The sequence below is a fragment of the Sinorhizobium terangae genome (genome assembly GCF_029714365.1).
In the GTDB taxonomy this organism is placed as follows: domain Bacteria; phylum Pseudomonadota; class Alphaproteobacteria; order Rhizobiales; family Rhizobiaceae; genus Sinorhizobium; species Sinorhizobium terangae.
On sequence record NZ_CP121659.1, the window covers coordinates 1,622,378 to 1,646,709 of the forward strand.

22 protein-coding genes are annotated in these 24,332 nt (G+C 61.4%); 7 read left to right on the forward strand and 15 right to left on the reverse strand.

Annotated elements, in window-relative coordinates; genetic code table 11:
- The first annotated feature begins 114 nt into the window (after nt 1–114).
- Nucleotides 115–537 (forward strand): VOC family protein, encoded by a 423-nt coding sequence (locus QA637_RS07675; protein WP_283064616.1) that lies wholly within the window; start codon nt 115–117, stop codon nt 535–537.
- A gap of 156 nt (nt 538–693) precedes the next feature.
- On the opposite strand, the gene QA637_RS07680 is transcribed toward QA637_RS07675, so the two are convergent.
- The 5 genes from QA637_RS07680 to QA637_RS07700 form a co-directional block, all read right to left on the reverse strand.
- Nucleotides 694–1,566, reverse strand: a complete 873-nt coding sequence (locus QA637_RS07680) for a cytochrome c1 (RefSeq protein ID WP_153440892.1) — start codon at nt 1,564–1,566, stop codon at nt 694–696.
- Between the two features lie 32 nt (nt 1,567–1,598).
- Nucleotides 1,599–2,879 (reverse strand): cytochrome b, encoded by a 1,281-nt coding sequence (locus QA637_RS07685; RefSeq protein WP_153440891.1) that lies wholly within the window; start codon nt 2,877–2,879, stop codon nt 1,599–1,601.
- Between the two features lie 14 nt (nt 2,880–2,893).
- Complete coding sequence (gene petA / locus QA637_RS07690) at nt 2,894–3,472, reverse strand: ubiquinol-cytochrome c reductase iron-sulfur subunit (protein WP_184108749.1); 579 nt, start codon at nt 3,470–3,472, stop codon at nt 2,894–2,896.
- Nucleotides 3,473–3,834: 362 nt separating this feature from the next.
- Nucleotides 3,835–5,700 carry an ABC transporter ATP-binding protein gene (locus tag QA637_RS07695; RefSeq protein WP_283064619.1) on the reverse strand — a complete coding sequence of 622 codons (1,866 nt, stop codon included), beginning with the start codon at nt 5,698–5,700 and terminating at the stop codon, nt 3,835–3,837.
- A 151-nt stretch (nt 5,701–5,851) separates the two neighbouring features.
- Nucleotides 5,852–7,705 (reverse strand): ABC transporter ATP-binding protein, encoded by a 1,854-nt coding sequence (locus QA637_RS07700; RefSeq protein WP_283064621.1) that lies wholly within the window; start codon nt 7,703–7,705, stop codon nt 5,852–5,854.
- Nucleotides 7,706–8,173: 468 nt separating this feature from the next.
- Here QA637_RS07700 and QA637_RS07705 point away from each other — a divergent pair, with 468 nt between their 5' ends.
- Nucleotides 8,174–8,635 (forward strand): tRNA (cytidine(34)-2'-O)-methyltransferase, encoded by a 462-nt coding sequence (locus QA637_RS07705; protein ID WP_283064622.1) that lies wholly within the window; start codon nt 8,174–8,176, stop codon nt 8,633–8,635.
- 17 nt (nt 8,636–8,652) lie between these two features.
- Here QA637_RS07705 and QA637_RS07710 read toward each other — a convergent pair whose 3' ends face one another.
- On the reverse strand, nt 8,653–9,891 hold the full coding sequence (locus QA637_RS07710) for an MFS transporter (protein ID WP_283064624.1): 1,239 nt from the start codon (nt 9,889–9,891) through the stop codon (nt 8,653–8,655).
- On the reverse strand, nt 9,888–10,463 hold the full coding sequence (locus QA637_RS07715) for an NADPH-dependent FMN reductase (RefSeq protein WP_283064626.1): 576 nt from the start codon (nt 10,461–10,463) through the stop codon (nt 9,888–9,890). The genes QA637_RS07710 and QA637_RS07715 overlap by 4 nt, the downstream gene beginning before the upstream one ends.
- 78 nt (nt 10,464–10,541) lie before the next feature.
- Here QA637_RS07715 and soxR point away from each other — a divergent pair, with 78 nt between their 5' ends.
- Nucleotides 10,542–11,015, forward strand: a complete 474-nt coding sequence (gene soxR / locus QA637_RS07720) for a redox-sensitive transcriptional activator SoxR (protein WP_283064628.1) — start codon at nt 10,542–10,544, stop codon at nt 11,013–11,015.
- Here the strand turns inward: soxR and QA637_RS07725 are convergent.
- Both QA637_RS07725 and QA637_RS07730 read right to left on the reverse strand, forming a co-directional pair.
- Nucleotides 11,012–12,193 (reverse strand): MFS transporter, encoded by a 1,182-nt coding sequence (locus QA637_RS07725; RefSeq protein ID WP_283064629.1) that lies wholly within the window; start codon nt 12,191–12,193, stop codon nt 11,012–11,014. The two genes, soxR and QA637_RS07725, sit on opposite strands and share 4 nt — an antisense overlap.
- Nucleotides 12,194–12,353: 160 nt before the next feature.
- Nucleotides 12,354–12,614, reverse strand: a complete 261-nt coding sequence (locus QA637_RS07730; RefSeq protein ID WP_153440883.1) for a hypothetical protein — start codon at nt 12,612–12,614, stop codon at nt 12,354–12,356.
- Between the two features lie 264 nt (nt 12,615–12,878).
- On the opposite strand from QA637_RS07730, the gene hemF reads away from it, so the two are divergent.
- On the forward strand, nt 12,879–13,790 hold the full coding sequence (hemF, locus tag QA637_RS07735) for an oxygen-dependent coproporphyrinogen oxidase (protein ID WP_283064632.1): 912 nt from the start codon (nt 12,879–12,881) through the stop codon (nt 13,788–13,790).
- A gap of 143 nt (nt 13,791–13,933) precedes the next feature.
- Nucleotides 13,934–14,212 carry a BON domain-containing protein gene (locus QA637_RS07740; RefSeq protein ID WP_283064634.1) on the forward strand — a complete coding sequence of 93 codons (279 nt, stop codon included), beginning with the start codon at nt 13,934–13,936 and terminating at the stop codon, nt 14,210–14,212.
- Nucleotides 14,213–14,267: 55 nt separating this feature from the next.
- On the opposite strand, the gene QA637_RS07745 is transcribed toward QA637_RS07740, so the two are convergent.
- The 4 genes from QA637_RS07745 to QA637_RS07760 all read right to left on the reverse strand — a co-directional run bounded on the left by QA637_RS07745 (nt 14,268) and on the right by QA637_RS07760 (nt 18,413).
- Nucleotides 14,268–14,885 (reverse strand): ABC-type transport auxiliary lipoprotein family protein, encoded by a 618-nt coding sequence (locus QA637_RS07745; RefSeq protein WP_153440880.1) that lies wholly within the window; start codon nt 14,883–14,885, stop codon nt 14,268–14,270.
- A gap of 83 nt (nt 14,886–14,968) precedes the next feature.
- A complete protein-coding gene (locus QA637_RS07750; RefSeq protein WP_283064635.1) occupies nt 14,969–16,339 on the reverse strand; it encodes an MlaD family protein in 1,371 nt (456 codons plus the stop codon).
- Nucleotides 16,340–16,433: 94 nt separating this feature from the next.
- Nucleotides 16,434–17,246 carry an ABC transporter ATP-binding protein gene (locus QA637_RS07755; protein WP_153440878.1) on the reverse strand — a complete coding sequence of 271 codons (813 nt, stop codon included), beginning with the start codon at nt 17,244–17,246 and terminating at the stop codon, nt 16,434–16,436.
- A 12-nt stretch (nt 17,247–17,258) separates the two neighbouring features.
- Nucleotides 17,259–18,413 carry an ABC transporter permease gene (locus QA637_RS07760; RefSeq protein ID WP_184108751.1) on the reverse strand — a complete coding sequence of 385 codons (1,155 nt, stop codon included), beginning with the start codon at nt 18,411–18,413 and terminating at the stop codon, nt 17,259–17,261.
- A 203-nt stretch (nt 18,414–18,616) separates the two neighbouring features.
- Between QA637_RS07760 and dgcA the strand changes: the two genes are divergently transcribed.
- Entirely contained in the window at nt 18,617–19,600 is a 984-nt protein-coding gene (gene dgcA, locus QA637_RS07765; RefSeq protein ID WP_283064639.1) for an N-acetyl-D-Glu racemase DgcA, read from the forward strand.
- On the opposite strand, the gene QA637_RS07770 is transcribed toward dgcA, so the two are convergent.
- Nucleotides 19,552–20,772 carry an MFS transporter gene (locus QA637_RS07770; RefSeq protein WP_283064641.1) on the reverse strand — a complete coding sequence of 407 codons (1,221 nt, stop codon included), beginning with the start codon at nt 20,770–20,772 and terminating at the stop codon, nt 19,552–19,554. The genes dgcA and QA637_RS07770 overlap by 49 nt on opposite strands.
- Nucleotides 20,773–20,899: 127 nt before the next feature.
- Nucleotides 20,900–21,745, reverse strand: coding sequence for a UDP-2,3-diacylglucosamine diphosphatase (locus QA637_RS07775; protein ID WP_153440875.1), 846 nt, complete (start codon nt 21,743–21,745; stop codon nt 20,900–20,902).
- Between the two features lie 176 nt (nt 21,746–21,921).
- On the opposite strand from QA637_RS07775, the gene QA637_RS07780 reads away from it, so the two are divergent.
- Nucleotides 21,922–24,228 carry an NADP-dependent malic enzyme gene (locus QA637_RS07780; protein WP_283064643.1) on the forward strand — a complete coding sequence of 769 codons (2,307 nt, stop codon included), beginning with the start codon at nt 21,922–21,924 and terminating at the stop codon, nt 24,226–24,228.
- Nucleotides 24,229–24,332 lie beyond the last annotated feature (104 nt).

Here is a 24,332-nt window from a genome sequence, read left to right on the forward strand (position 1 = left end):
AAGGCTCCTGGCCCTTAAATCGGCTGCGATTTAGGGACAAAATCATTCAGCAAATCAAAGGCTGCAATGAGCTACGCGCGTCGGATAAGGCGCGCTGCGCTCAAGGAGGCGCAAATGAAGCCGCGGATCAAAGTCCTCACCCTTGGCGTGAGCGATCTCGAAAAGTCTCTTGCCTTTTATCGCGATGGAATGGGATTGCCGACGGAGGGAATTGTCGGGCAGCAATTCGAAGATGGTGCCGTGGTCTTCTTCCATATGGGCGAGGATCTCATCCTGGCGCTGTTCCCGATGACGTCACTTGCCAAGGACGCGAAGATAACCGCGCCGCCAGTGCGGCTTGGTGCGGTATCGATCGGGCATATCGTCAAATCGAAAGAAGAGGTCGATGCCGTCATGAAGCAGGCCGAGAGCGCCGGCGCAGTCATTACCGATCCGGCGCATGACCGCGTCTGGGGCGGGTATTCGGGTTATTTCCACGACCCGGACGGCCATCTCTGGGAGATCGTCTGGAACCCGCACTGGACGGTAGCCGATTGAAACCACGACGGCTGTCGCAGCGCGTCGAGAGCTCGGTGGTCGCTTTCGGGATCCGTGTCGAAGCATGAACGATATCCCGGCAAACGAAAGGCCCCGGATGAACCGGGGCCCGCGAAGTTCTGCTGATGATCGATCCAGCCGTTGCCGGATTTTCGATCAATGCTCCTTGTTTGCGTAAACCGACTTCTTCGTCAGGTAGATGAGGCCCGTGAAGATGAGCAGGAACACCATGACCATGAAGCCGGTGCGCTTGCGATCCTCGAGATGCGGCTCAGCTGCCCACATCAGGAATGCCGCAACGTCCTTTGCGTACTGGTCGACCGTCTGCGGCGTGCCGTCATCATAGGTGACCTGGTCGTCGGAGATCGGCGGGGCCATGGCGAGCGCCGAAGCGTTTGCGAAGTACGGGTTGTAGTGCGTACCTTCCGCGACCTGGATGCCTTCCGGCGGCTCCTGATAACCGGTCAGCAGCGAATGGATGTAGTCCGGTCCGCCTTCCTGATAGGGCCAGAACATGTCGAAGACGAACTGCGGGAAGCCGCGTTCGATGCCGCGCGCCTTCGCGATCAGCGAAAAGTCCGGCGGAGCGGCGCCGTTGTTGGCGGCAGCCGCTGCTTCCTTGTTCGGGAACGGCGACGGGAAATGATCCGACGGAACGGCCTTGCGTGTGAACATCTCGCCGTCCGCGTTCGGTCCGTCCTGAACTTCATAGTTTGCCGCGAACGCCTTCACCTGGGCCTCGGAATAGCCCAGGTCTTCCAGGGTACGGAAAGCAACGAGGTTCATCGAATGGCAGGCAGAACAAACTTCGGTGTAGACCTTCAGGCCGCGCTGCAACTGGCCCCTGTCGTAGTGGCCGAAGGGACCGGAAAAGGTCCAATCCTGCTGTTCCGGCTTGTGGATCGGGAAGTGCGGCGTGCCGCTGGTGGCGTGCTCCTCCCCGCCTGCCGGTTCCTGGGCAACGGCGGCGCCCAGGCCGAGACCGGCGACGACAGCGAGTGACAGAATGCCTGTAACAAGCTTTTTCATTGTTGTGGGTTCCTTATCAATCACTGTTCTGATCAGGCGCGTACGGTTGCCGGCTGCGCCTTTGCCTTCTGCTTTTCCAGCACCGCTTCAGTGATGGAGTTCGGAATGCGCTTGGGCGTTTCGATCAGGCCGAGAACCGGCATGATGACGAGGAAGAACGCGAAGTAGTACAGCGTGCCAAGCTGCGACATCACGACATAGAGGCCCTCTGCGGGGCGCGAACCCAGCCAGCCGAGCATGATCGCGTTAGCCACGAAGATCCAGAAGAACAGCTTGTACCACGGGCGGTAGACGGCCGAGCGGACCTTGGACGTGTCGAGCCAAGGGAGGAAGAACAGAACCAGGATCGAGCCGAACATCACCAGAACGCCGCCAAGCTTGGAGTCGATCGGTCCGATGCTGAAGGTGATGGCGCGCAGCATCGCGTAGAACGGCAGGTAGTACCATTCCGGAACGATGTGTGCCGGGGTCTTCAGCGCGTCAGCCGGGATATAGTTGTCCGGATGGCCGAGGAAGTTCGGCATGTAGAAGACGAACCAGGCGTAGACGATCAGGAAGACTGATACGCCAAGCGCATCCTTCAGGGTCGCATAGGGCGTGAAGGCGACGGTGTCGGTCTTCGACTTCACTTCGACGCCGGTCGGGTTGGTCTGGCCGGTGACATGCAGGGCCCAGATGTGCAGGACGACAACGCCGGCGATCATGAAGGGCAGCAGGTAGTGCAGCGAGAAGAAGCGGTTCAGCGTCGGCTGGTCGACGGCGAAGCCGCCAAGCAGGAACTGCTGGATCCACTCACCCACCAGCGGGAAGGCCGAGAAGAAGCCGGTGATAACGGTCGCGCCCCAGAAGGACATCTGACCCCAGGGCAGAACGTAGCCCATGAAACCGGTTGCCATCATCAGAAGATAGATGACGACGCCGAGGATCCAGAGGATCTCGCGTGGCGCCTTGTAGGAACCGTAGTAGAGACCGCGGGCGATGTGGAGGTAGACCGCGATGAAGAAGAATGACGCGCCGTTGGCGTGCAGGTAGCGCAGCAGCCAGCCATGGTTGACGTCGCGCATGATCTTTTCGACCGAGTTAAAGGCGACGGCCGTGTCGGCTGCATAGTGCATGGCCAGCACGACGCCGGTCAGGATCTGGACGATCAGCATCACCGACAGCATCGCGCCGAAGGTGTAGGCATAGTTCAGGTTGCGCGGAACCGGATAGGAGACGAACGAGTCGTGGACGAGGCGCGGCAGCGGGAGACGGGAATCAACCCACTTCTCGATGCCTGTCGTTGGCGTGTAGGTTGAATGATCAGCACTCATTATCAGTAGTCCCCTCAACCGATCTTGATAACTGTGTCGGAAACGAACGAGAAGGTCGGCACGGGGAGGTTTTCCGGTGCCGGGCCTTTGCGGATACGGCCGGCCGTATCGTAGTGCGAGCCGTGGCAGGGACAGAACCAGCCACCGAAATCACCGGCCTGGCCGAGTGGAACGCAGCCGAGATGGGTGCAGGAACCGATCATGACGATCCAGTTTTCCTTGCCCTCGCCGGCCGAGCGGTCGAGATCATTGGCCTGGGCGTCGGTGGCGAGATTGGCGTTGCGCGCGACCGGATCCTTGAGGTCTTCGAGCGGAACGGCTTTGGCGTCTTCCACTTCCTTGTCCGTGCGGTTGCGGATGAAGATCGGCTTACCGCGCCACTTCGCCGTCAGCGACATGCCGGGCTGGAGGCTGGAAACATCGACCTCGATCGAAGCGAGCGCGAGCGTCGATGCGTCGGGACGCATCTGGTCGATGAACGGCCAGGCGGCGGCAGCGGCGCCGACGACGCCGGCCATGCCAGTGGCCAGGTATAGAAAATCGCGGCGAGTGGGCTCGCCCAAGGTCTCGCTTGAAGTGTCGTGTTCGCTCACGGCTAAACCATCCTCTCACGCAATATTGCGGAAACCGCATCCGGCCCAGCGCGATTCCTGTTCAGGCCTCCGCCCAAGCCAAGGAACCACGCCCTCTGAACTCGCTGGCGCCTAGCCGGCCTGCCGAGACAAGCATGGACCGGACACCAGTATCCGGAAAACTCTACGTGCGCACTGCACGCAGATTCCCCGTCAATCGGGCGCGTTCTATGCCTGATCGCAAATTATGTCCAGCCTTGACAAGGGGATGTGGGCAGATTGTCGCGGGTAAAAGCGCGACCAATTGGCACAAGGATTTGACGGGTTTGCGGGCCGTCTCCGGGATGGTGTCGCGGATGGCCCGCGAGCGGCATTCAAGCGCCCTATTCCGCCGCTTCTTCGCGCGCCAGAAACCCGCCCGACTGTCGCGCCCACAGGTCGGCATAGAGCCCGCCGCGGGCGATCAGCTCCGCATGGGTGCCATCCTCGACGATGTGTCCCCTGTCCATCACGACAAGCCGGTCGAGCGCGGCAATCGTGGAAAGCCTATGGGCGATCGCAAGCACCGTCTTGCCCTCCATCAGGCGCTCCAGATTTGACTGAATGGCTGCTTCCACTTCGGAATCGAGCGCAGAGGTCGCCTCGTCGAGAACGAGAATCGGCGCATCCTTCAGCATGACGCGGGCAATCGCTATTCTCTGCCGTTGGCCGCCGGAAAGCTTGACACCGCGTTCGCCGACATGCGCGTCGAAACCCCTTCGACCACGCTGATCCTGCAGGTTCACGATGAACTCGTATGCCTCTGCCTTGCGGGCCGCTTCAATCAACTGCTGTTCATTCGCGCCGGGCCGGCCGAAGAGGATGTTGTCGCGGATCGACCGGTGCAGAAGCGAGGTGTCCTGGCTGACCATGCCGACATGGGCGCGCAACGATTCCTGACGGACCGCGGCGATATCCTGGCCGTCGATCAGAATGCGGCCACCCTCGAGGTCGTAGAAGCGCAGCAGCAGGTTGACGAGCGTCGACTTGCCGGCGCCGGACCGACCAACGATGCCGACCTTCTCGCCTGGCCGAATGGTGAGCGAGAAATCGTCGATGACACCGCCGCCTTTTCCGTAGTGGAACTTCACGTGCTCGAAGCGGATCTCCGGCCGGCTGATCTCCAGCTTCGGCGCACCCGGTTGATCGACGAGGCCGATCGGCTGCGAGACGAGTTCGGCCGAATTCTGGATCGTGCCGATATTGCGCATGATTGCGTTGAACTGCGACATCATGCGGCCGAGCAGCATATTGAGGCGCAGCACCAGCGCCAGCGTGAACGCTACCGCGCCGGAACTGACGGAGCCGGCGAGCCACAGATGGATCGAATAAACGGCGATCGCCGTGATCATCAGGCCGGAAAGCAGCGCCAACGACGACCGCACAGCCGTCAGCAACCGTGTGAAGGGGATCACCGCTCCCTGGAATCGGTCGAAGCCGGCGCGAATATAGCGGTCGTTCTCCTCGTCACTGCCGAAGAGCTTCAATGTCTGGATGTTCGAGTAGGCATCGACCATCCGGCCATTGAGCATCGACGCCATCTCGGCCGTGTCACGGGCATGCTTGCGCACCCGGGGGACGAAATATCGGGCAAGCGCCAGGAAGACCACAATCCAGAACGCCACCATTGCCGCGAGCCGCCAGTCGAGCTGGGCTATCAGCGCCATGGTCGAGGCCGTGTAGATGACGATGAACCAGACGACTTGCAGGAGCGAAACGATGAGGTCGCTCGTAGCCTGCGCGCCGGACCAGACCTTGGTGACGATGCGGCCGGAAAAGTCGTTCTGGAAGAAGGTCAGCGACTGGCGCGCCACGTGGACGTAGGATTGCCAGCGCACCAGGTTGAGGAAACCGGTGATGATCGCCTGTTCCTCGACGAGCGCGGCGAGCGCAACCGCAAGAAAGCGGAACACCAGCACCGTCAACAGCATGAAGAGCAGTTCCGGTCCATTGGCGGCAATCAGCCCGCTCCACCCGGCCTCGGGCTTCACGGTGTCGAGGACATCAACGAGGCGGCCGACGAAGTAGAAAAGCCCCGCCTCCAACATCGCCACCAGGCCGCCAAGCGCTGCCATGGCCAGGAACGGCCCCTTTGCCTGGCTCGCATAAAACCAGGCGAACGCCCATAGGGATTTTGGTGGCTGCAGCCTCTCACGCGGCGCGAACGGCTTGATCCAGTTCTCGAAAATGGTGACGATCGCGCGCAGCATGTTTTCCGATATAGGTGGTTATGAAACAGCGGCAAACGATTTCCGGTGCCCGCTACATTACAAATGCGTAAGTTCCGCAGCGCCACACGCGCAACGAGCTTGAGAAAAACGCTTTAACCAATTGCTATCAAACGGCAATGGAAGCGGCGGATTATTCCGCCGCTTCTTCCTTCTCCAGGTCGTCGGCAATGAAGCCGCCGGACTGGCGCGACCAGAGGTCGGCATAGAGTCCGCCCTTGCCCACGAGCTCTTCATGCGAGCCGGTTTCGACGATTCGTCCGGCCTCCAGGATCACCAGGCGATCCATCTCGGTCAACGTCGAGAGCCTGTGCGCGATCGCGATCACCGTCTTGCCGGCCATCAGCGCGAACAGGTTTTCCTGGATCGCGGCCTCGACCTCGGAATCGAGCGCCGAGGTCGCCTCGTCCAGGATCAGGATCGGTGCGTCCTTGAGGAAGACGCGCGCGATGGCGATGCGCTGGCGCTGGCCACCGGAAAGCTTGACGCCCCGCTCGCCGACCTGCGCGTCGAGGCCGCGCCTGCCGAGGTTGTCCTCCAGTGTCTGGATGAAGTCCCAGGCATTTGCCTTCTTCGCCGCCGCGATGATGTCCGCGTCGCTCGCTCCCGGATGCCCGTAGGCGATGTTGTCGCGGATCGAGCGATGCAACAGCGACGTGTCCTGCGTGACGACACCGATCTGCGCCCGCAGGCTGTCCTGGGTAACGGTGGAGATATCCTCGCCGTCGATCCGGATGGAACCGGCCTCCAGGTCGTAGAAGCGCAGGAGCAAGTTCATCAGCGTCGTCTTGCCGGCGCCAGACCGCCCGACGAGGCCGATCTTCTCGCCCGGGCGAATGTCGAGCGACAGCCGGTCGATCACGCCCTGCGCCTTGCCGTAGTGGAAGCGGACGTTGTCGAAACTGATCGCGCCCTTGTCCGCCTTCAGCATGGTCGCATTCGGCTGGTCCACGATGTCGTGCGCCTTGGTCATCATGCCCATGCCGTCATAGACCGTGCCGATATTCTCGAACAGTGCCGAGACCTCCCACATGATCCACTGCGACATGCCGTTGATGCGCATCGCAAGGCCGATCGCAATGGCGATCGCGCCGACGGAAATCGCGCTCGTCAGCCACAGGTGGATCCCAAGGGCGCTGATCGCGAAAAGCGCCAGGCTGTTATTCGTATAGACGAACACATGAAACAGCGTGACCTTACGCATCTGCCGGTGAACGGTGTCGAGGAATTCGTCCATCGCCGCGCGGGCATAGGTCTCCTCGCGGCCTGCGTGCGAGAACAGCTTGACGGTGCCAATGTTGGTATAGCTGTCGACGATACGGCCCGTCATCATCGACCGCGCGTCGGCCTGTTCCTTCGAAATCCTCTGCAGCCGTGGCACGAAGTAGGTGACGATGGAGATATAGACCACGAGCCAGATTGCGAGCGGCATTACCAGCCGCCAGTCGGCTGTCGCCACGACGATCAGCATCGTCACGAAATAGCTGACGACATAGACAAAGACGTCGAGGATCTTCATCACGGTCTCGCGCACGGCAAGCGACGTCTGCATGACTTTCGTCGCCACGCGTCCCGCGAACTCGTTGGCAAAGAAGGTCATGCTCTGGCGCAAGAGGTAACGGTGCATCTGCCAGCGCGCGATCATCGGGTAGTTGCCGAGCAGCACCTGATGCATGACGAAGGAATCGAGAGCGACCAGACCCGGCAGGCCGATGAGGACGAGCGCCGCCATCCAGAAGAGCTTGCCGCCCTCGGCCGCCAGGAAGGTTTCGCGGTTGGCGCTGGAGAGCCAATCGACCATGTTGCCGAGGAACTGGAACAGCGCCACTTCGCCGATCGCGATCAGCATCGTGCAGACCGACATAATCAGGAGCCATGGAACCGCAGGCTTCGTGTAGTGCCAGCAGAAGGCAAAAAGACCCTTCGGCGGGAGCGTCGGCTCTTCCGTCGGATAAGGATTGAGGCGGGATTCAAACCAGCCAAACATTGTCGAGCTCCTTCAGGGTATTTTGAAGGAAGGCGGGTCGCCCCGCATTCTTATCTTGAAAAATCGAAACCGGAAATGGGCCCGCAAATGGGGCTACGACCTCCGGAGAACCGGAGCGCGCGTCAATCGATCGATAGAAAGAAAAGGCGCGGAACCGGTCAGACCAGGAAAGACCCGGCCCAGAGGCGTGTCATCACGGGAATATGCATGCATGCCTCCATCGGTTCGCGTTGAAGATGAGTGAGCTTTAAACCCATTCGCGCGCCCGCGCCAGATTGTCGCGGGCATTTTCTTGCCCATTTTGTAATCATCGTGCCAGCTGTTGCCGATACGGCACAGATTAGCGAGCGCAAAACCAGCGACATGAAATGTACCCTCCGATGGCGTGGCCACGGGTGGATCGCGGCACGATTCACTGTCATAGAAGCCGTCGCTTTTCCACGTTCGCTTAGGTTCCGGTGAAGGCCCATGAACAATCTCCGTATCGCGCTCTACCAGCCGGACATTCCGGGCAATACCGGCACGATCCTGCGGCTCGCCGCCTGTCTCGGCCTCGCGGTCGACATCATCGAACCAGCCGGCTTCGATCTGTCGGACCGCAACCTCAAGCGCGCCGGCATGGACTACATTGCGGCCGTCACCCTCACCCGCCACGTCAACTGGGAGCGCTTCGAAGCGTGGCGTGCGACCACCGGCAGGCGGCTTGTGCTGGCCTCGACCAAGGCGGCGCAGCCCTATACGCGCTTCAGCTTTCGCCCGGACGACATCCTGTTGTTCGGTCGTGAAAGCGCCGGCGTGCCGGACGACGTGCACCAGCGAGCTGACGGCCGCGTCGTCATCCCGATGGCGCCCGGTCAGCGTTCGCTCAATATCGCCATCTCCGCCGCCATGATCGTCGGCGAAGCGATCCGCCAAAACGAGCCTGATTGACCGGGCCGCGAAGAACGTCATGCCCTGTCCTCTTGTCGCTGCGGCCGCACCGCGGGCAACATTCGGCTTACGAGGCAGATCAGGGCGAGCGCACCGAGTAACGCACCCGCGCCCGCGAATGTGGCCGCATAGCCCCAGTCGCGGACGAGCGGCTGGCTCGCGAGCGGTGAGACGAATTGTCCGGCAAAGATGCTGGCTATCAAGGCACCCGAAAGTCGCCCGCGCAAGGCCGACGGCGCGATCGCCAGCAGCGAAGCGGAGAGGTTCGGCGTCATCAATCCCATACTGATCCCGGTAATCGCCGTGGCGGCAAGGATTCCGGCATAGGATTGAGCGCTTCCCAATCCGATGTAGCCGGTGCCAAGTGCTGCGAAACCGAGGGCAAAGACGCCCATCCGACCGATGCGGCCCCTCACCCGCGAAAAGGAAAGCGCAGCCAGGACGCCGACGACCTGCCCTGCTCCGATTGCGATACCGGCGCGGCTTGGCTGGGTGATACCGAGGCTTTTCAGATAGAAGGGCAGCTGTGTTGGCAGCATGTAGAAGATCGCAAAGTGCAGGCATGCCGCCAGCAGCACGAGGACAAGCGGCAAAACGAAACCGGAAGGTGGCTCCTGTTTGACCCCTGCAACCGGCGTAGCACCAGTTCTGCGCGGCTCCGGGATCAGCGCCAACACGGCCGGTAACAGCACAAAAGCCAGGCAATAGATCGCAAACGGCCCGCGCCAATGGATGTCGGCGAGCAGACCACCGCCCGAGAGGAAGATGGCACCACCGATACCGACGAAGGCAGCCTGAAACCCCATGTAGCGGTCGCGCGCGGCTCCTTCGAAGAAATCGCCGACAAGCGCGGTTGCCGTCGTCATGATGCCTGCGACGGAGATGCCGAGGACCGCACGGCCGACAAGCAAGGCCGGCAGGCTGTCAAGCATGAGGCCGGATGATCCAGCCAGCGCGAAGACGACGAGTGAAAGAAGCAGCAGCCGCTTTCGGCCAAACCGGTCGGCAATGACGCCGGCAACGGGCGCGAGTCCGGCGATGAAGATCGCCGGGAGCGTCAGCATCATGCGGCTAAGCAGCGCCGCGCCTTCAGTGTCGGCGAAGCGAGCCTCGATGCCGGGCAAGGATGCGGAGATCGTGGCGCCCGACATGATCGTCAAGGCGCTCACGCACAGAAGCGTGAGATTGCGCCCGCGGGTGCCGGGGGAAAGAACCCCCTGGGCGCCAGCCGTCACGTTGAAGGTTGGACCGCTCATGCTGCGATCTCGCTGTAAGGTGTCGTCTTGCGGGCGGTCTTCAATGTCCGTGCCCACCAGGTCAGACGATCCATCATCAGGAACAACGGGGCGCGCATTTCATCGGGCTTGTAGAGATTTCCAGCCGCATCGAATTTCGACCAGGCTTTCGGGAAAGTGATACCGTCGCGCAAGGTGACCGTATGCAGTTCCCCAAAAACTTGGCGTAGCTGCTCTACGGCTCTGATGCCACCCGATGCGCCGCCATAGGAGACGAAGGCAACCGGCTTGGCGTGCCACGGCTCATAGACCGAATCGATCAGTTCCTTCAGCGCGGCGGGATAGCCGTGGTTATATTCGGGCGTGACGACGATGAAGGCGTCCGCCTCGGCGACCTTTCGCTCCATCCATTCCGCCGGATCGACCGCCTTTTCGGCGCCACGAGAGGTCTTGAATCTCACTGGATCTATGATCGTCAGACTGAAAACGCTGGATTCCGAAAGCTCACGGATAAGCCAACTCGCGACGGTATCGCAAAACCGGCCCTGCCGCGCGCTGCCATAGATCACGGCGAGGGTCATTTTCTCTGTCATGGGGAATCAGCTCCTTGTTGTCGCTATCAGGGAGCTCATGCTATAGAACCTCAACCATAGTTGAGGTCAATAGCATCCATGGAAAAAGGCAAGGTCGGTGATATTTCGCGCGAGTTGACGGTCGGCGAGGTCGCGGAACGAAGCGGTCTAGCGGTATCGACGCTCCATTTTTACGAAACGAAAGGGCTGATCCGAAGCAACCGCAGCCGCGGTAATCAACGGCGCTATCCGCGTGCGGTGCTGAGGCGCGTTGCCGTCATCAAGGTCGCTCAGCGCACCGGCATCCCGCTGGCAGAGATCCAGTCGGCGCTCTCGGTTTTGCCGCATGATCGACCTTTGACCGTCGAGGACTGGACGAAACTCTCCATGACCTGGCGGCATCATCTGGACGAGCGGATCGCCAAGCTGACGGCGTTGCGCGACCATCTGACTGGATGCATCGGCTGCGGCTGTCTCTCGATGCGCGAATGTCCCTTGCGCAATCCTTACGACGTACTCGGCGGCGAAGGAGCCGGCCCGCGCCTGATCGATCCGATGGAGGGAACGGGTTAGCGCTGCGCCGGTCTCAGGCGTTCGAGAGTAACCATGCTTGCCAGCGTGCCAAGGGAGCAGAGAAGCGCGAAAGACAAAGCCCACCAGTTTCCCGCCGTGCCGAGAATGAAGGAAAAGAAGGGTGGAGCGGCGGCGAAGGCGAGATTGAGGGGCAGACCCAGGCGCGCCATGACCGACGCGTACTGTCCTGAGGTGAAGAATACGAGCGGCATCGTCGCCCGGCTGACCGACATGGCGCCGCTCGAAAGGCCATAGAGCACGAGAAACAGGATGATCGACCATTCGGCTCCGTTGCCGAAAATCAATGCTAGCAGGGCGAGAGGCATGATTGCCGCCGCGACGAGGCCGGTTGTCAGGCCATCCCAGCGGTTACCGCCCAAAAAATCAAAAAGCCGCGCGGACAATTGGACGAAGCCGATCGCCGAACCAAAGCCAACGGCGAGATATTCCGGCACTGCGAAGCTGCGGAAAAGGTCGATAACCACCAATTGGAAACCCCAGGTGACGAATCCATTGAGTGCAACAGCGGCCGTAATCAGCGTTGCGACAAGCCGGTCGCGCGCGATTTGCTGCCTGGTCGAAACCTGCGGCGTTCGGCTTCTGGGTGTGTTGGCATGTACCACGGTTCTTGGCAGAGCAAAGAAATGCAGCGGTGCGCAGACAAGCAGCATCACCGCGCCATATAGCACGAACGTGTTGCGCCAACCGAACAGCCCCTCAAGATAGACGGTGGCAGGCCAGGAAAGGCTCGGCGCGAGTGCCATGGCGAGCATCTGTGCCCCGATCGCTCGCCGGGCACCCTCGCCCGCGACCTCGTTCAGGAAGACATGGGCGGAGGTCGTCAAGGTTGCTGCGCCCGCCATGCCAAGGATGGCCCAGGCGGCAAAATAGGAGAGCGTTCCTTCCGCTCCGGCAAGCAGCCAGAGACCGGGTGCTGCGAAGAGCGAACCGAGCGCCAACACCTGCCGAGCACCGTGGCGGGCATAGAACCCGGCGAGTGACGGCGAACACAGCGCCATCGCCACCAGCATGACCGTTGGCCCGAGATAGACGCTCGACGGGTTGAGGCCGAGATCGCCGGCCATTTCTGCTGCCGTCACGGAAACGGCCATGAACATGGCGCCCCAGGCAATGATCTGCGTTGCGGACAGAACTACGACTGAGCGGAAGACGAGCATGAAATAACGACGCCGGAATGAGCGAGGACGGAACGGCCCTGAGTAGGTGCCGCCTGGCCTTGTAGCGTACTGGTTGCGTCATGGCGACCAGTTTTCCCGGACGCGCTCCGACCCCGCCACGAGCGGAATATGCGAGAAAAGCAGCGGTTTCTTCGGGTGATCAGTCTGCGCTTGGCAGCCGGCGCATGGTGAATTCGATTTCATCGCCATCGAGCTGGCGCCAGCTTTCCACCTCGGTCCAATAGGCCGCCTTGGGCCAGGTCTCGAACCACTCGCGCGCCTTGGCGCGAGCCGCGCTTCGCTCAAGTCGAAAAGTCTCTCGCACGAAGAGCTTGTCGCTCCGTGTGGGTTTCTCCCGGCGGTGCCGGGCAATCTGACGCCGCAAGCCTTCAAGCGGCGGTCCTGCGGGTATTCTTGCCATGGGCCATACCTCTGCAAGGAAGATAGGATGACAGCCTCGCGATTGCCAGCCCCTCGCCCGGCCGCGAGCCCGGACCATGGTCCGCCCCACTGCATGATGGGGATCGGCTCAAGAGATCATCCTCATCTGGGGCTTATTCCTGCGGTAGACTATTGACGGGGTCGCGCCGCCGTTGCCATTCGGGGAAAAATATGAACTGTGGCGAAACCACTCGAATCGGCGGCTTCTCCCGCGCGAGACGCCGCGAATGGAAGCTGAATTCCCATGGAAAGACCGCAATTGCCGCAGGGGCTGCCTGCTGACATCGAAGACAAGAAGGCCGAGGCAAAGGCGTGGTTCGAAAGCCTGCGCAACACGATCTGCACGGCTTTCGAGGCGCTTGAGGACGACTTGACCGGACCGCTCTCCGATCAACCTCCAGGCCGCTTCGTCGGCAAGGACTGGCTGCGCGACGGGGGAGCCGGCGGTGGCGGCCGTATGTCGATGATGGAAGGTCGCGTCTTCGAAAAGGTGGGCGTCCATACATCCACCGTCCATGGCGAGTTTTCGCCTGAGTTTCGCGGCCAGATTCCCGGTGCGAGCGAAGATCCGCGTTTTTGGGCGTCTGGCATTTCGCTGATTGCCCATCCGGTCAACCCCAACGTCCCCGCCGTGCATATGAATACGCGCATGGTCGTGACGACCAGTCACTGGTTCGGCGGTGGTGCCGATCTCACGCCGGTTCTCGATCGTCGGCGGATGATGACCGATCCGGACACGATGCTCTTCCACCGGGCCATGGAGATCACCTGCAACCGACACGCGGTCGCCGATCACGCGAAGTTCAAGGCATGGTGCGACGAGTATTTCTTCCTGAAACACAGGAACGAACCGCGCGGTACCGGCGGCATCTTCTACGACTGGCTGCACTCACCCGATGAACTCGGCGGCTGGCATGCGGATTTCGCCTTTACCCGAGACGTTGGCAAAGCCTTCTCTCTCGTCTATCCGAAGATTGTCCGCGCGAATTTCAACACCTCGTGGACGGAAGAGGATCGTGACGAGCAGTTGGTCCGTCGCGGACGTTACGTCGAATTCAACCTGCTCTACGATCGTGGCACGATTTTCGGCCTCAAGACGGGCGGGAACGTCGAATCTATCCTCTCCTCCCTGCCCCCGGTTGTGCGCTGGCCTTGACTGCAGCCGGGCGTCGCACAGCGCCCCGCCAATCGGACGTGCAAAGATCGCTGTGGCACTTTGACTTGCTGTAGCCTTGAGCGAGACCGAACAAATTCCTGCGACCGGCGTTCTTTCCGCGAGAGGGAGAGAAGGACCGGCGCATGATTTTCAAGCAACGGACATTCTTCGGCGACGCGCCGGAGCGACAACCAGCCGAGCACCCTGCCGAACTCGAACGCCGCATCGCGCACTATCTCGCGGTCTCGCCGGGGCTCGACGCTATCGACGTCACGGTCACCTGCAGCGGCAACACGGTCGTGCTCGGCGGAACTGTGGCAACCAGCGAGGAAGCCGCCCGCGCGGAGGAAGCGGCGGCGGCCGTCGAGGGCGTCGCCGAGGTGATCAACCACATCGAGATTTCGAAAGTCGGCACAGGGTGAGCGGCGCCAGCTGAGCCGTCGTGCGCCTAAAACGGCGAAGAACCGAAATCGAAGTTCAGATGGAGCTGAGGGTCCAGCTGACGATGTCCGCGGCGACCTGAGCAAAAGCCGCATCGAGGGCAGCGACAAAGGCGGGGCTGTTCGGGGCTCGCGCAGGCACAGCGGCACGGAAGTCCTTCTGCGTCAGGACAGTGCCGTCCCGATCGTTGAGCAGTTTGGCGTAGATCTCGACAACCGCCGTGTCCGCCCCTTCTGTGGAGACTTCGAAGGAACGGATTTCGGTAATGAGCTGGTAATCGATCGCCAGGCCCTGCCCCGGCTTGCCGACACCCTTCACGTTTCCCGTATTATCGAAGGTCTGGACGAGCTTGTCCTGCACCATCCTCGGGAGACGGTCGCCCCACTGTGCCTTGGCGAGAAATTGCAGTTCCGACCTGGACAGCCGGATTACGATCCGATCGTTGTTGATGGTCTGGAGCGCGGTCGGCTCGGGCACGAGGATTTGCCTGTTGGTCGACGCCTGCCCTTTGACAATGGGCGCCGTTGCGAGACTGAACGTATCGTTGACGGCGGCGCGCGTGCCGCAACCCGCGAGCGCCATGGCCAATGAGAAGATAACGGCAGACCGGGTCGCCCTCCCCTTACGCACAACTACCAGCCCCCGAAAATCCATACTGCCAATATCCCCATCCACTTCGGCGCAATACAGTCTACCCGTCGGGTGCATGCTGCCTGCAAACACTCGATCGACGCGAATCACCGCCGCGTGCGGCCATCATACTGCTTTACCGTTTCGCCCCCGAAAAGCAGCCTCTGCGGATTTCTATCGAAGTTTGAAATCGTACTCTCCAGGCCCTGTACCGTACGGCGCGTCTCGGTGACCAGAGCCTCCACGTCGCGCAGTCCCGAATTCGAGAAACGCCTCAGGTTCTCGGTGATCGGACCGATCTGCGCATTGAGGCTATCGGCCACCTTACGGAACGCCTCGAGCGTCGAACGCGCCTCGGCGGAAAGCGACGGCGCGTTGGCATCGCCCAGGAAGCCGTCGATCTTCACCAAAATGCCGTCGACCCGGCTCGATGCCGCGTTCAGCTTGTTCGACATCTGCGTGAAATCGGTAATCGTCTGGTCGATATCCTCCTGCCGTGCGGAGATCTTCGATGCGAAGTCCGATATCCGCGCGACGGTCTGGCGGGCATCGGCACTTGCGGCCGAGATGTCGTTGACGACCAGTTTGACCTTCTGGGTATCGACCGATTCGATCAGCGTATCGACGCGCTTCAGTGTCTGCTGGGCGTTCCTGCCTACCTCCTGATAGGTCTCCACGGTCCGCCGGAAGGAGGCGATCATCTCGGAAACTCCGCCGGAGGCGTTCTTGAGGTCATTGCTTACCTGTTCGACATTGCTGACGATGCGGTCGATTTTCTTCGGGTCAACCGATTTGATCAACGTGTCGGCGGCCGCAAGCGTCGAGTCGAGTTTCTGGGACGCGGCGCTGACCGTTGTCGAGAGTTCCCCGACACTCTTCAGGAAATCGTCGATCGCGCCGGAATTGTCGGCAAGCGCCTTGGAAAAGCGCTCGGCATTGCCGATCGTCGTGGTGAGCGGGCCGCGTACGTCCGTGACGAAGCCTTGTATGTCGCCAATGGCGCTGTTTGCCCGGTCGAGGATTGCGTCTGCAGTTGCCAGCAGGCTGGTGACGCTCGACTGATCAGCGAGGATCCGCGCCTGTGTTCCGTTTTCAAGGGCGGTTTTCAGGATGTTCTCGTCGCCCTTGTTGCCGCCACTGAGCTCGATATAGGCCGCACCGGTCAAACCCTGCACCTCAAGGGTAGCCCTGGTGGATTTGAGTACGGGCGCGTCAGCCGAAACCTCGGTGATCGCGAGCGAAAAGCGCGGATCGTTGGCATCGATGGCGAGATTGCGGACGGTGCCGACGTTGATGCCGTTGAACCGCACCGGCGAGCCGACCGAAAGTCCGTTGGCCGAGCCCGGGATGTTGACGATCAGGTCGACCATCTGCCCGCCTCGTCCATACTGCGACATCCAGTAGACGAATCCGAATGCGGCCGCGATGACAAGCACCGTGAAGAAGCCAACAATGGCATAATTTGCTTTGGTTTCCATTGGCTCTGACTACCTTCGCGACTTCCAGCCGCTCATCCACACTGCTTCGACAACCGGGCTTGCCTGAAGCTTGTCACCATTCACCCTGTGAGCATCAGCCATGCTCGCGAACGATCGACCTTGCTCGTTTGCCCCGGAAATAGGACTTCACCCATGGCTCTTCACAGGCAAGCATATCTTCGATCGTGCCGGAAACCAGAACGCGCTTCTTTCCGAGAACCGCAATCCGGTCGCAGACCGAGAACAGGCTGTCCAGATCGTGAGTCACCATATATACGGTCAATCCAAGCGTGTCGCGCAACTTGGCGATCAACTCATCGAACTCCGCAGCACCGATCGGATCGAGGCCCGAGGTCGGCTCGTCGAGGAAGACAAGATCCGGATCGAGCGCCAGCGCCCGCGCGAGTGCTGCGCGCTTGATCATGCCGCCCGACAGCTCGGACGGATACTTATCCGCGGCCTCAGGCGCGAGGCCCACCAATTCGACCTTGAGCCGCGCAAGCTCGTCCATCAGGTCCTGCGGCAGATCGAGATATTCGCGCATCGGCACCTGAATATTCTCCCGTACCGTCAAGGCGGAGAAGAGCGCGCCATGTTGAAAAAGGACGCCGAGCCGCATGTCGAGTGCGATGCGGTCGGCCTCGCTCACTTTGTCGTATTCGGCTCCAAGGATCTCGATCGTACCCGAACGCTTCGGCAGGAGTCTCAGCACCGTGCGCATCAGTACCGACTTGCCCGTACCGGAAGCGCCGACGAAGCCCAGGATCTCGCCGCGCAGCACCTCGAGGTTGAGCTTGTCGAGAACGATGTTGTCGCCGAAACCGACCGTAAGGTCGCGAACGGAAAGCACGGCTTCGCGCTGTTCGACCGCGTTGTCCGGTTGTGTTTCCATGACTGCCTGAACCATGTTCCGTCCGCCTCAGAAGTCGATTGCCGCATAGAACATGGCAAATAATCCGTCGATAAGGATGACGACGAAGATCGATTTGACGACCGATGAGGTCACGCGACGTCCGAGTGACTCGGCGCTCCCGCCGACCTTGAGTCCTTCGACGGCGGCAACGACGCCGATGATCAGCGCCATGAACGGCGCCTTGATCATGCCCGCGGCCACCGACGAGAAGTCGACGGCTTCCTGCAGCCGCGACAGGAACGTCGCGAACGTGATGCCCGAATAACTCCACGCGACGAGGGCCGCACCGGCGAGCGCCGCGAAGTTCGCGATGATCGTCAGAAGTGGCAGCGCGATCGTCAACGCCACCAGGCGCGGAAAGACAAGAACGCCGACGGGGCTCAAGCCCATGACCTTCAGCGCGTCTACCTCTTCGCGCATCTTCATCGAACCGATCTCGGCGGTGATCGCACTGCCGGATCGGCCGGCAATCATGATCGCGGTCAAGAGCACGCCGATTTCGCGCAACTGCAGAATGCCGACAAGGTCGACGACGAAGATCTCGGCGCCGAACGATCGGAGTTGGAATGCTCCCTGCTGCGCAATGATGGCGCCGATCAAAAACGACATGAGGGTGATGATCGGCACCGCCATGACGCCCATGCGGTCGATCTGGTGCACGATCGCGGCTGGAGAAACCCCCGCATGACGCCCGAGCTTCAACTGGGCGCCGCGCACGGCCGAGCCGAGAATGAACATCGCGGCGACCGTGTCGGTCCATATGGACACGGTTAACTCGCCGATCGGCGCAAACAGCCGCTGGAAAAGCGGAAGTCTCGTGGTGTCGCGTTCCGGCAAGCGCAACTTTTCCGGAAGTGCCTGCACGAGTTCGACATAACGCTGGCCGCCGCTCGCGAAATGCACATCCGCGCCCGCCTCGCCGCCAATGCCGTTCATGAAGCGGCGGATGATCCAGGCGCCCGCCGTATCCATCGCCGTGACGCCGGAAAAATCGAACTCATGCCGTCCGCCCGAGGGGCGACCAAGCTTCTTCAGCTTCGCGGCCATCGCCTCGGCTGTCTCATGCCGCCAGTTGCCGCTGAAAACATAGCGGCGGCCCTCTACGCCGGCACTCTCGTCGAGCGTGACATCTGCAACGATCTGGGATTGGGAATGCGTCACGTGATCTTGGTCTTCCGGGTTGGCCCTTGCATAATTCCTTAAACCAGATTCGATTTAAGGACCAAATCGTGCAGAAATTCAAAGTCATAATGCGCGCTTTGTGCGGCTGAAAAGCTACACTGCTCAAATAAGTTCCAAAAACGCAGAACATCATGGCGGGTGATGGTCGAGATATCGTGCGTCGACCCGACGGAGAAGATCCAATGCCACTTTCGCTTACCGCCACCGTCCAACACTTTCCGATCGCCGGCGCCTTCACGATTTCCCGTGGCTCGAAGACGACGGCGAGCGTCGTTACCTGCCAGATCAGCGACGGCAAGGTGACCGGCTGGGGAGAATGCGTACCCTATGCCCGGTACGGCGAGTCGCTCGAATCGGTTCTGGCTGCAATAGAAGCCGTGCGCTCGTCGATCGAAGCCGGCTTGACGCGCGCTGATCTGCAGAAGGCGATGTCGCCTGGCGCGGCCCGCAATGCCGTAGATTGCGCCCTCTGGGACCTGGAGGCAAAAAAAAGCGGCAAGCGTGTCCATGAGCTGGTCGGCACCACCGCTCCCGGCGCTTTGACGACCGCCTACACCATCTCCCTCGGCGACCCCGAGCAGATGATGGTGCAGGCACAAAAATATTCCCATCGGGCGCTGTTGAAGGTGAAGGTCGGAACTGCCGACGACGCATCGCGCATTCGCGCCGTGCGCCAGGGGGCGCCGGAAAGCAAAATCATCCTCGACGCGAACGAGGGCTGGACGGAGGACAATCTGGCCGTCCATTTCGCGGCCTGCGCGGAAAACGGCATCTCTCTCATCGAGCAGCCGTTGCCCGCAGGCCGGGATCAAGCGCTCGCGTCAATCGCGCACCCGGTGCCGGTCTGTGCCGACGAAAGCGTGCACGGAACGGACGATCTCAAGGGATTGGCCGGACGCTATGATGCGGTCAACATCAAACTCGACAAGACCGGTGGGTTGACCGAGGCGCTTCGCATGCGCGCCGCAGCCGAAGCGCTGGGGCTCAAGATCATGGTCGGCTGCATGGTCGGCAGCTCGCTCGCCATGGCGCCGGCGATACTCGTCGCCCAGGGCGTCGATTTCGTCGATCTCGACGGTCCGCTCCTGCTTGCTGAAGACCGCAAGCCCGGCCTGCGCTACGAAGCCTCTCTCGTCTTTCCGCCCGAGACCAGCCTCTGGGGCTGAAGATACCAGCCGGCAAAAGCGAAACAACAGCCCGCAAAGGCGACGGCCGACATTGAATAGAAACCGTTGACGCCGAACCACGCGTAGAAATAGCCCGAGAGGAACGTGAATATCGCCGTGAAGAAGCCGGTGTAGAAGAAGTAGAGGCCCTGCGCCGAAGCCTCCTGCTCTTCTGCAACCCTTTCGACCAGCTTGTGCTGCATGCCCGTGTGCATGATCGCATAAGTGAAGGCGTGGAAACACTGCAGGACGAAATAGCCGGAAAAGCCGAGATCCATCGGGAAGATCAGCCAGCGCACGACGGCAAGTCCGCAGCCGGAGAAGATCATTGTCCACACACTGAAGCGCCGGATGATGGCCTTTGCGAAAAAGAACATCAGCACCTCGGCTGCCACGCCGGCGCTCCAGAGTACTCCGATCTGCGTGCCGCTGTAGCCGATATGCTGCCAGTAGATGGCCGAGAAGGCGAAGAGCATGGCATGGCTGCTGTTGACCAGCGTGACGCCGACCAGCAGCAATTGCAGGTCGGGCTGGCGGAGCGATTTCGGCGGCGGCTCGGTCAGGGCGGTGATCGGCGATGGACGGCGCGGCCGGCCGACGCGCGGGGCCGCCAAGGCCATGAGGATCATCAGCCCAAAACCCATGGCCATCGCTGGCAAGACCATCGGACCGCCAAACCTGCCGATCATCCAGCCGCCCAGCATGGTCGCGCCGATAAAGGCGACCGATCCCCATACGCGCATATGAGCATAGTCGAAGCCCCAGCGCCTCACGCCCGAGAGCGCGATCGCCTCGACGATCGGCACATAGGGCGAATAAACCGCCGACTGCAGCGCGTAGATGACGAGGACCGGCCAGAAGCTGTGCGCGTAGAAAAGAATGAAGGCCGTTGCGAGGGAGAGCACGGCGGACCAGATCAGCACGATCACCCGCTCTCCGATCCGATCCGCAAGCACACCGGCGAGCGGCGCGGTAATCACGCGAATGAACATGGGGATGGCAAGGACGACGCCGATCTCGAAGTCGGTCATTGACAGGGTGCTCAGCCAGACCGGGAAATACGGCATGGCAAAGCCGTTGACGATCAACGGCGCACAAAAGAGCAGCGCTATGCGGAGCGCGAACCGACGCGGCGGAGGCCCCACATTCGAGGGCGCGGATGAGGGAATCATGGAGTGACCTGATGGATGCAAGCCATCCTCTAGCACAACCGCGCCGCCGCTCACCATAAGCCAGTTTTCGCCACAGGTGTTTGTCTGAAAACAGTGTGGGAATGCTACGAAACCGTCCCGCGCCAAATCAGGCGGCCTGCGGCGCGAGGACACGCGCCAGCATCTTCTCGGCCTCGTCGGAGCTTTCCACCTCGACCATGCCGCCGCGCATGCGGTGCCAGGTGATAAGCTCCATCCGGCCGTCGTAATGCTCGGCGATCGCCGTGCAGCTTTCGACCCAGTCGCCGGTGTTGATATAGCGGACATCGCCGATGTCCTCGATCACCGCGTGATGAATATGCCCGCAGATGACGCCCTGCGCATCATGCCGGCGCGCCTCCTCGGCAACGACCTTCTGGAACTCGCCGATGAAATTCACCGCGTGCTTGACCTGCAGCTTTGCCCAGGAGGAAAAGGACCAGTACGGCATGCCGAGACGACGGCGGATTGCCGCGAGCCCGATATTGATCGCGATCGCCATGTCGTAGGCCCAGTCGCCCAAATAGGCGAGCACGCGCGCATTGCGCACCACGACGTCGAATTCGTCGCCATGCAGGACGAGATAGTTGCGCCCGTCCGCGGCTTTGTGCATGTGGCGCTGGGCCACCTCTATGCCGCCGAAGTGCACGCCCGGGAAATCCCGCATGAACTCATCATGATTGCCGGGAATGTAGATGATACGGGAGCCTTTGCGGGCCTTGCGCAACAGTTTCTGGACCACGTCGTTGCAGGGTTGCGGCCAATACCAGCTGCGCTTCAGGCGCCAGCCATCGACGATATCGCCGACGAGGATGATGGTTTCCGCCTCGTGATGGCGCAGGAAGTCGAGCAGGTAATCGGTCTTGGCCGCCTTCGAGCCCAAGTGGACGTCGGAGATGAAGAGAGTCCGCAGTTTCCGAACCGAGTTCTGTTGGGATACCGATGCTGCGGTCATGCGAGCCTCGTCTTGGTTGATCCTTTTGACGCCCGTCAAAACCAGACTCGTGTTTCAGGAAGATGACACGCGGTGCGCGTGCGACAAATCGGGCGTCGGAAATGAGCCAGAGCATAACTGTACGCCGCCCGCAATTCATGCCAAAAGGCCCCGATCAAGAACAAGGAATGCAAGGCATGAATACGGGCGACAAAGCGAAACCGGTCCCGGCAAGCGGGGACATCGACCAGCAGGCACTTTTCTTCCATCGCTACCCGCGCCCGGGCAAGCTTGAGATCCAGCCGACCAAGCCGCTCGGAAACCAGCGTGATCTGGCGCTTGCGTATTCGCCCGGCGTCGCCGCGCCCTGTATCGCCATCAAGGACAATCCCGAAACAGCCGCCGATTTCACCGCGCGCGCCAATCTGGTCGCGGTAATCTCCAACGGCACGGCTGTTCTCGGCCTCGGCAACATCGGCCCGCTTGCCTCCAAGCCGGTCATGGAAGGCAAGGCCGTGCTCTTCAAGAAATTCGCCGGCATCGACGTTTTCGACATCGAGATCGACGCACCGACCGTCGATCGCATGGTCGATGTCGTCTCGGCATTGGAGCCGACCTTCGGCGGTGTCAATCTCGAGGACATCAAGGCGCCGGAATGCTTTGAGGTGGAGCGGCGCCTGCGCGAAAAGATGGAGATACCGGTCTTCCACGACGACCAGCACGGAACCGCGATCATTGTTGCTGCCGCCGTCCTGAACGGCCTCGAACTCGCCGGCAAGGATATTGCCAAGGCGAAGATAGTCACCTCCGGCGCGGGCGCGGCGGCGCTTGCCTGCCTGAACCTCCTCGTTACGCTCGGTGCCAAACGGGAGAACATCTGGGTCCACGATATCGAGGGTCTCGTCTACACGGGGCGTGAAGCGCTGATGGACGAGTGGAAGGCCGTCTATGCGCAGGACAGCGACAACCGCGTGCTGGCCGACAGCATCGGCGGCGCCGACGTTTTCCTCGGCCTCTCGGCCGCCGGCGTCCTCAAACCCGAACTGCTTGTGCAAATGGCCGAGAAGCCCCTGATCATGGCGCTCGCCAACCCGACTCCCGAGATCATGCCGGAGCTGGCCCGCGCGGCGCGCCCGGACGCCATGATCTGCACCGGACGATCCGATTTCCCGAACCAGGTCAACAACGTTCTCTGCTTCCCGCACATCTTCCGCGGCGCGCTGGATTGTGGGGCGCGTACGATCAATGAAGAAATGAAGATGGCGGCGGTGCGGGCAATTGCCGGACTTGCGCGCGAGGAGCCATCCGATGTCGCCGCACGCGCCTACTCGGGCGAGACGCCGGTCTTTGGACCGGACTACCTCATCCCCTCGCCGTTCGACCAGCGGCTGATCCTGCGCATCGCCCCGGCCGTCGCGAAGGCAGCGGCCGAAAGCGGCGTCGCGAGCCGCCCCATTCAGGATTTCGACGCCTATCTCGACAAATTGAACCGCTTCGTCTTCCGCTCCGGCTTCATCATGAAGCCGGTCTTCGCGGCCGCCAAAAACGCCGCGAAGAACCGGGTCATCTTTGCCGAAGGCGAAGACGAACGGGTGCTGCGCGCCGCGCAGGTGCTGCTCGAGGAAGGCACCGCCAATCCCATCCTCATCGGCCGCCCGCAGATTATCGAGACGCGTCTGCGGCGCTACGGCCTGCGGATCCGCCCGGATGTCGATTTCGAGGTCGTCAATCCTGAAGGCGACCCGCGCTACCGCGACTACGTCGACGACTATTTCGCACTCGTCGGCCGACGCGGTGTCATCCCTGAAGCGGCCCGCACGATCGTGCGCACGAACACGACGGTGATCGGCGCCCTTGCGGTCAAGCGCGGCGAAGCGGATTCGCTGATCTGCGGCGTGGAAGGTCGCTACAGCAGACACCTACGCGATGTTTCGCAGATCATCGGCAAGCGGACGGGCGTTCGCGATTTCTCGGCGCTGAGCCTGCTCATCTCGCAGCGCGGCGCAACCTTCTTCACCGATACCTACGTGAGTTACAATCCGAGCGCCGAGGAGATTGCGCAGACGACCGTGATGGCGGCCGGAGAAATCCGCCGCTTTGGTATCACCCCGCGTGCGGCACTCGTGTCGCATTCGAATTTCGGTTCGCGCGACTCCGAAAGCGCATCGAAAATGCGTGCGGCCCTGCAGCTCGTGCGTGAACTGGCGCCCGACCTCGAAGTCGACGGCGAGATGCACGGCGACTCGGCGATCTCCGAGATCCTGCGCCAGCGTGTGATGCCGGACAGCGCGCTCAACGGCGAGGCCAACCTGCTCGTGTTCCCCAATCTGGATGCCGCCAACATCACGCTCGGTGTGGTCAAGACCATGACGGACAGCCTGCATGTCGGGCCTATCCTCCTGGGTTCCGCCCTGCCCGCGCATATTCTTTCGCCGTCGGTCACATCACGCGGCGTCGTCAACATGGCTGCTCTTGCGGTCGTCGAGGCAAGCCATCCGGTGTAACGGAAAGGCACACGTCGGGCCGCTGACCCGGGCGGCCCTGACGTTTACCCCGATCGAAATTCAACCATGAATTTAGAAAGGGCAATAGTTTGCAGCGTTTACGA

Bases quoted from the DNA above. Each gene is read 5' to 3' on its own strand.
- QA637_RS07675 (WP_283064616.1), top strand. From the start codon at position 115: ATGAAGCCGCGGATCAAAGTCCTCACCCTTGGCGTGAGCGATCTCGAA.
- QA637_RS07680 (WP_153440892.1), bottom strand. From the start codon at position 1,566: ATGAAAAAGCTTGTTACAGGCATTCTGTCACTCGCTGTCGTCGCCGGT.
- QA637_RS07685 (WP_153440891.1), bottom strand. From the start codon at position 2,879: ATGAGTGCTGATCATTCAACCTACACGCCAACGACAGGCATCGAGAAG.
- QA637_RS07695 (WP_283064619.1), bottom strand. From the start codon at position 5,700: ATGCTGCGCGCGATCGTCACCATTTTCGAGAACTGGATCAAGCCGTTC.
- QA637_RS07700 (WP_283064621.1), bottom strand. From the start codon at position 7,705: ATGTTTGGCTGGTTTGAATCCCGCCTCAATCCTTATCCGACGGAAGAG.
- QA637_RS07705 (WP_283064622.1), top strand. From the start codon at position 8,174: ATGAACAATCTCCGTATCGCGCTCTACCAGCCGGACATTCCGGGCAAT.
- QA637_RS07710 (WP_283064624.1), bottom strand. From the start codon at position 9,891: ATGAGCGGTCCAACCTTCAACGTGACGGCTGGCGCCCAGGGGGTTCTT.
- QA637_RS07715 (WP_283064626.1), bottom strand. From the start codon at position 10,463: ATGACAGAGAAAATGACCCTCGCCGTGATCTATGGCAGCGCGCGGCAG.
- soxR (WP_283064628.1), top strand. From the start codon at position 10,542: ATGGAAAAAGGCAAGGTCGGTGATATTTCGCGCGAGTTGACGGTCGGC.
- QA637_RS07725 (WP_283064629.1), bottom strand. From the start codon at position 12,193: ATGCTCGTCTTCCGCTCAGTCGTAGTTCTGTCCGCAACGCAGATCATT.
- QA637_RS07730 (WP_153440883.1), bottom strand. From the start codon at position 12,614: ATGGCAAGAATACCCGCAGGACCGCCGCTTGAAGGCTTGCGGCGTCAG.
- hemF (WP_283064632.1), top strand. From the start codon at position 12,879: ATGGAAAGACCGCAATTGCCGCAGGGGCTGCCTGCTGACATCGAAGAC.
- QA637_RS07740 (WP_283064634.1), top strand. From the start codon at position 13,934: ATGATTTTCAAGCAACGGACATTCTTCGGCGACGCGCCGGAGCGACAA.
- QA637_RS07745 (WP_153440880.1), bottom strand. From the start codon at position 14,885: ATGGATTTTCGGGGGCTGGTAGTTGTGCGTAAGGGGAGGGCGACCCGG.
- QA637_RS07750 (WP_283064635.1), bottom strand. From the start codon at position 16,339: ATGGAAACCAAAGCAAATTATGCCATTGTTGGCTTCTTCACGGTGCTT.
- QA637_RS07755 (WP_153440878.1), bottom strand. From the start codon at position 17,246: ATGGTTCAGGCAGTCATGGAAACACAACCGGACAACGCGGTCGAACAG.
- dgcA (WP_283064639.1), top strand. From the start codon at position 18,617: ATGCCACTTTCGCTTACCGCCACCGTCCAACACTTTCCGATCGCCGGC.
- QA637_RS07770 (WP_283064641.1), bottom strand. From the start codon at position 20,772: ATGATTCCCTCATCCGCGCCCTCGAATGTGGGGCCTCCGCCGCGTCGG.
- QA637_RS07775 (WP_153440875.1), bottom strand. From the start codon at position 21,745: ATGACCGCAGCATCGGTATCCCAACAGAACTCGGTTCGGAAACTGCGG.
- QA637_RS07780 (WP_283064643.1), top strand. From the start codon at position 21,922: ATGAATACGGGCGACAAAGCGAAACCGGTCCCGGCAAGCGGGGACATC.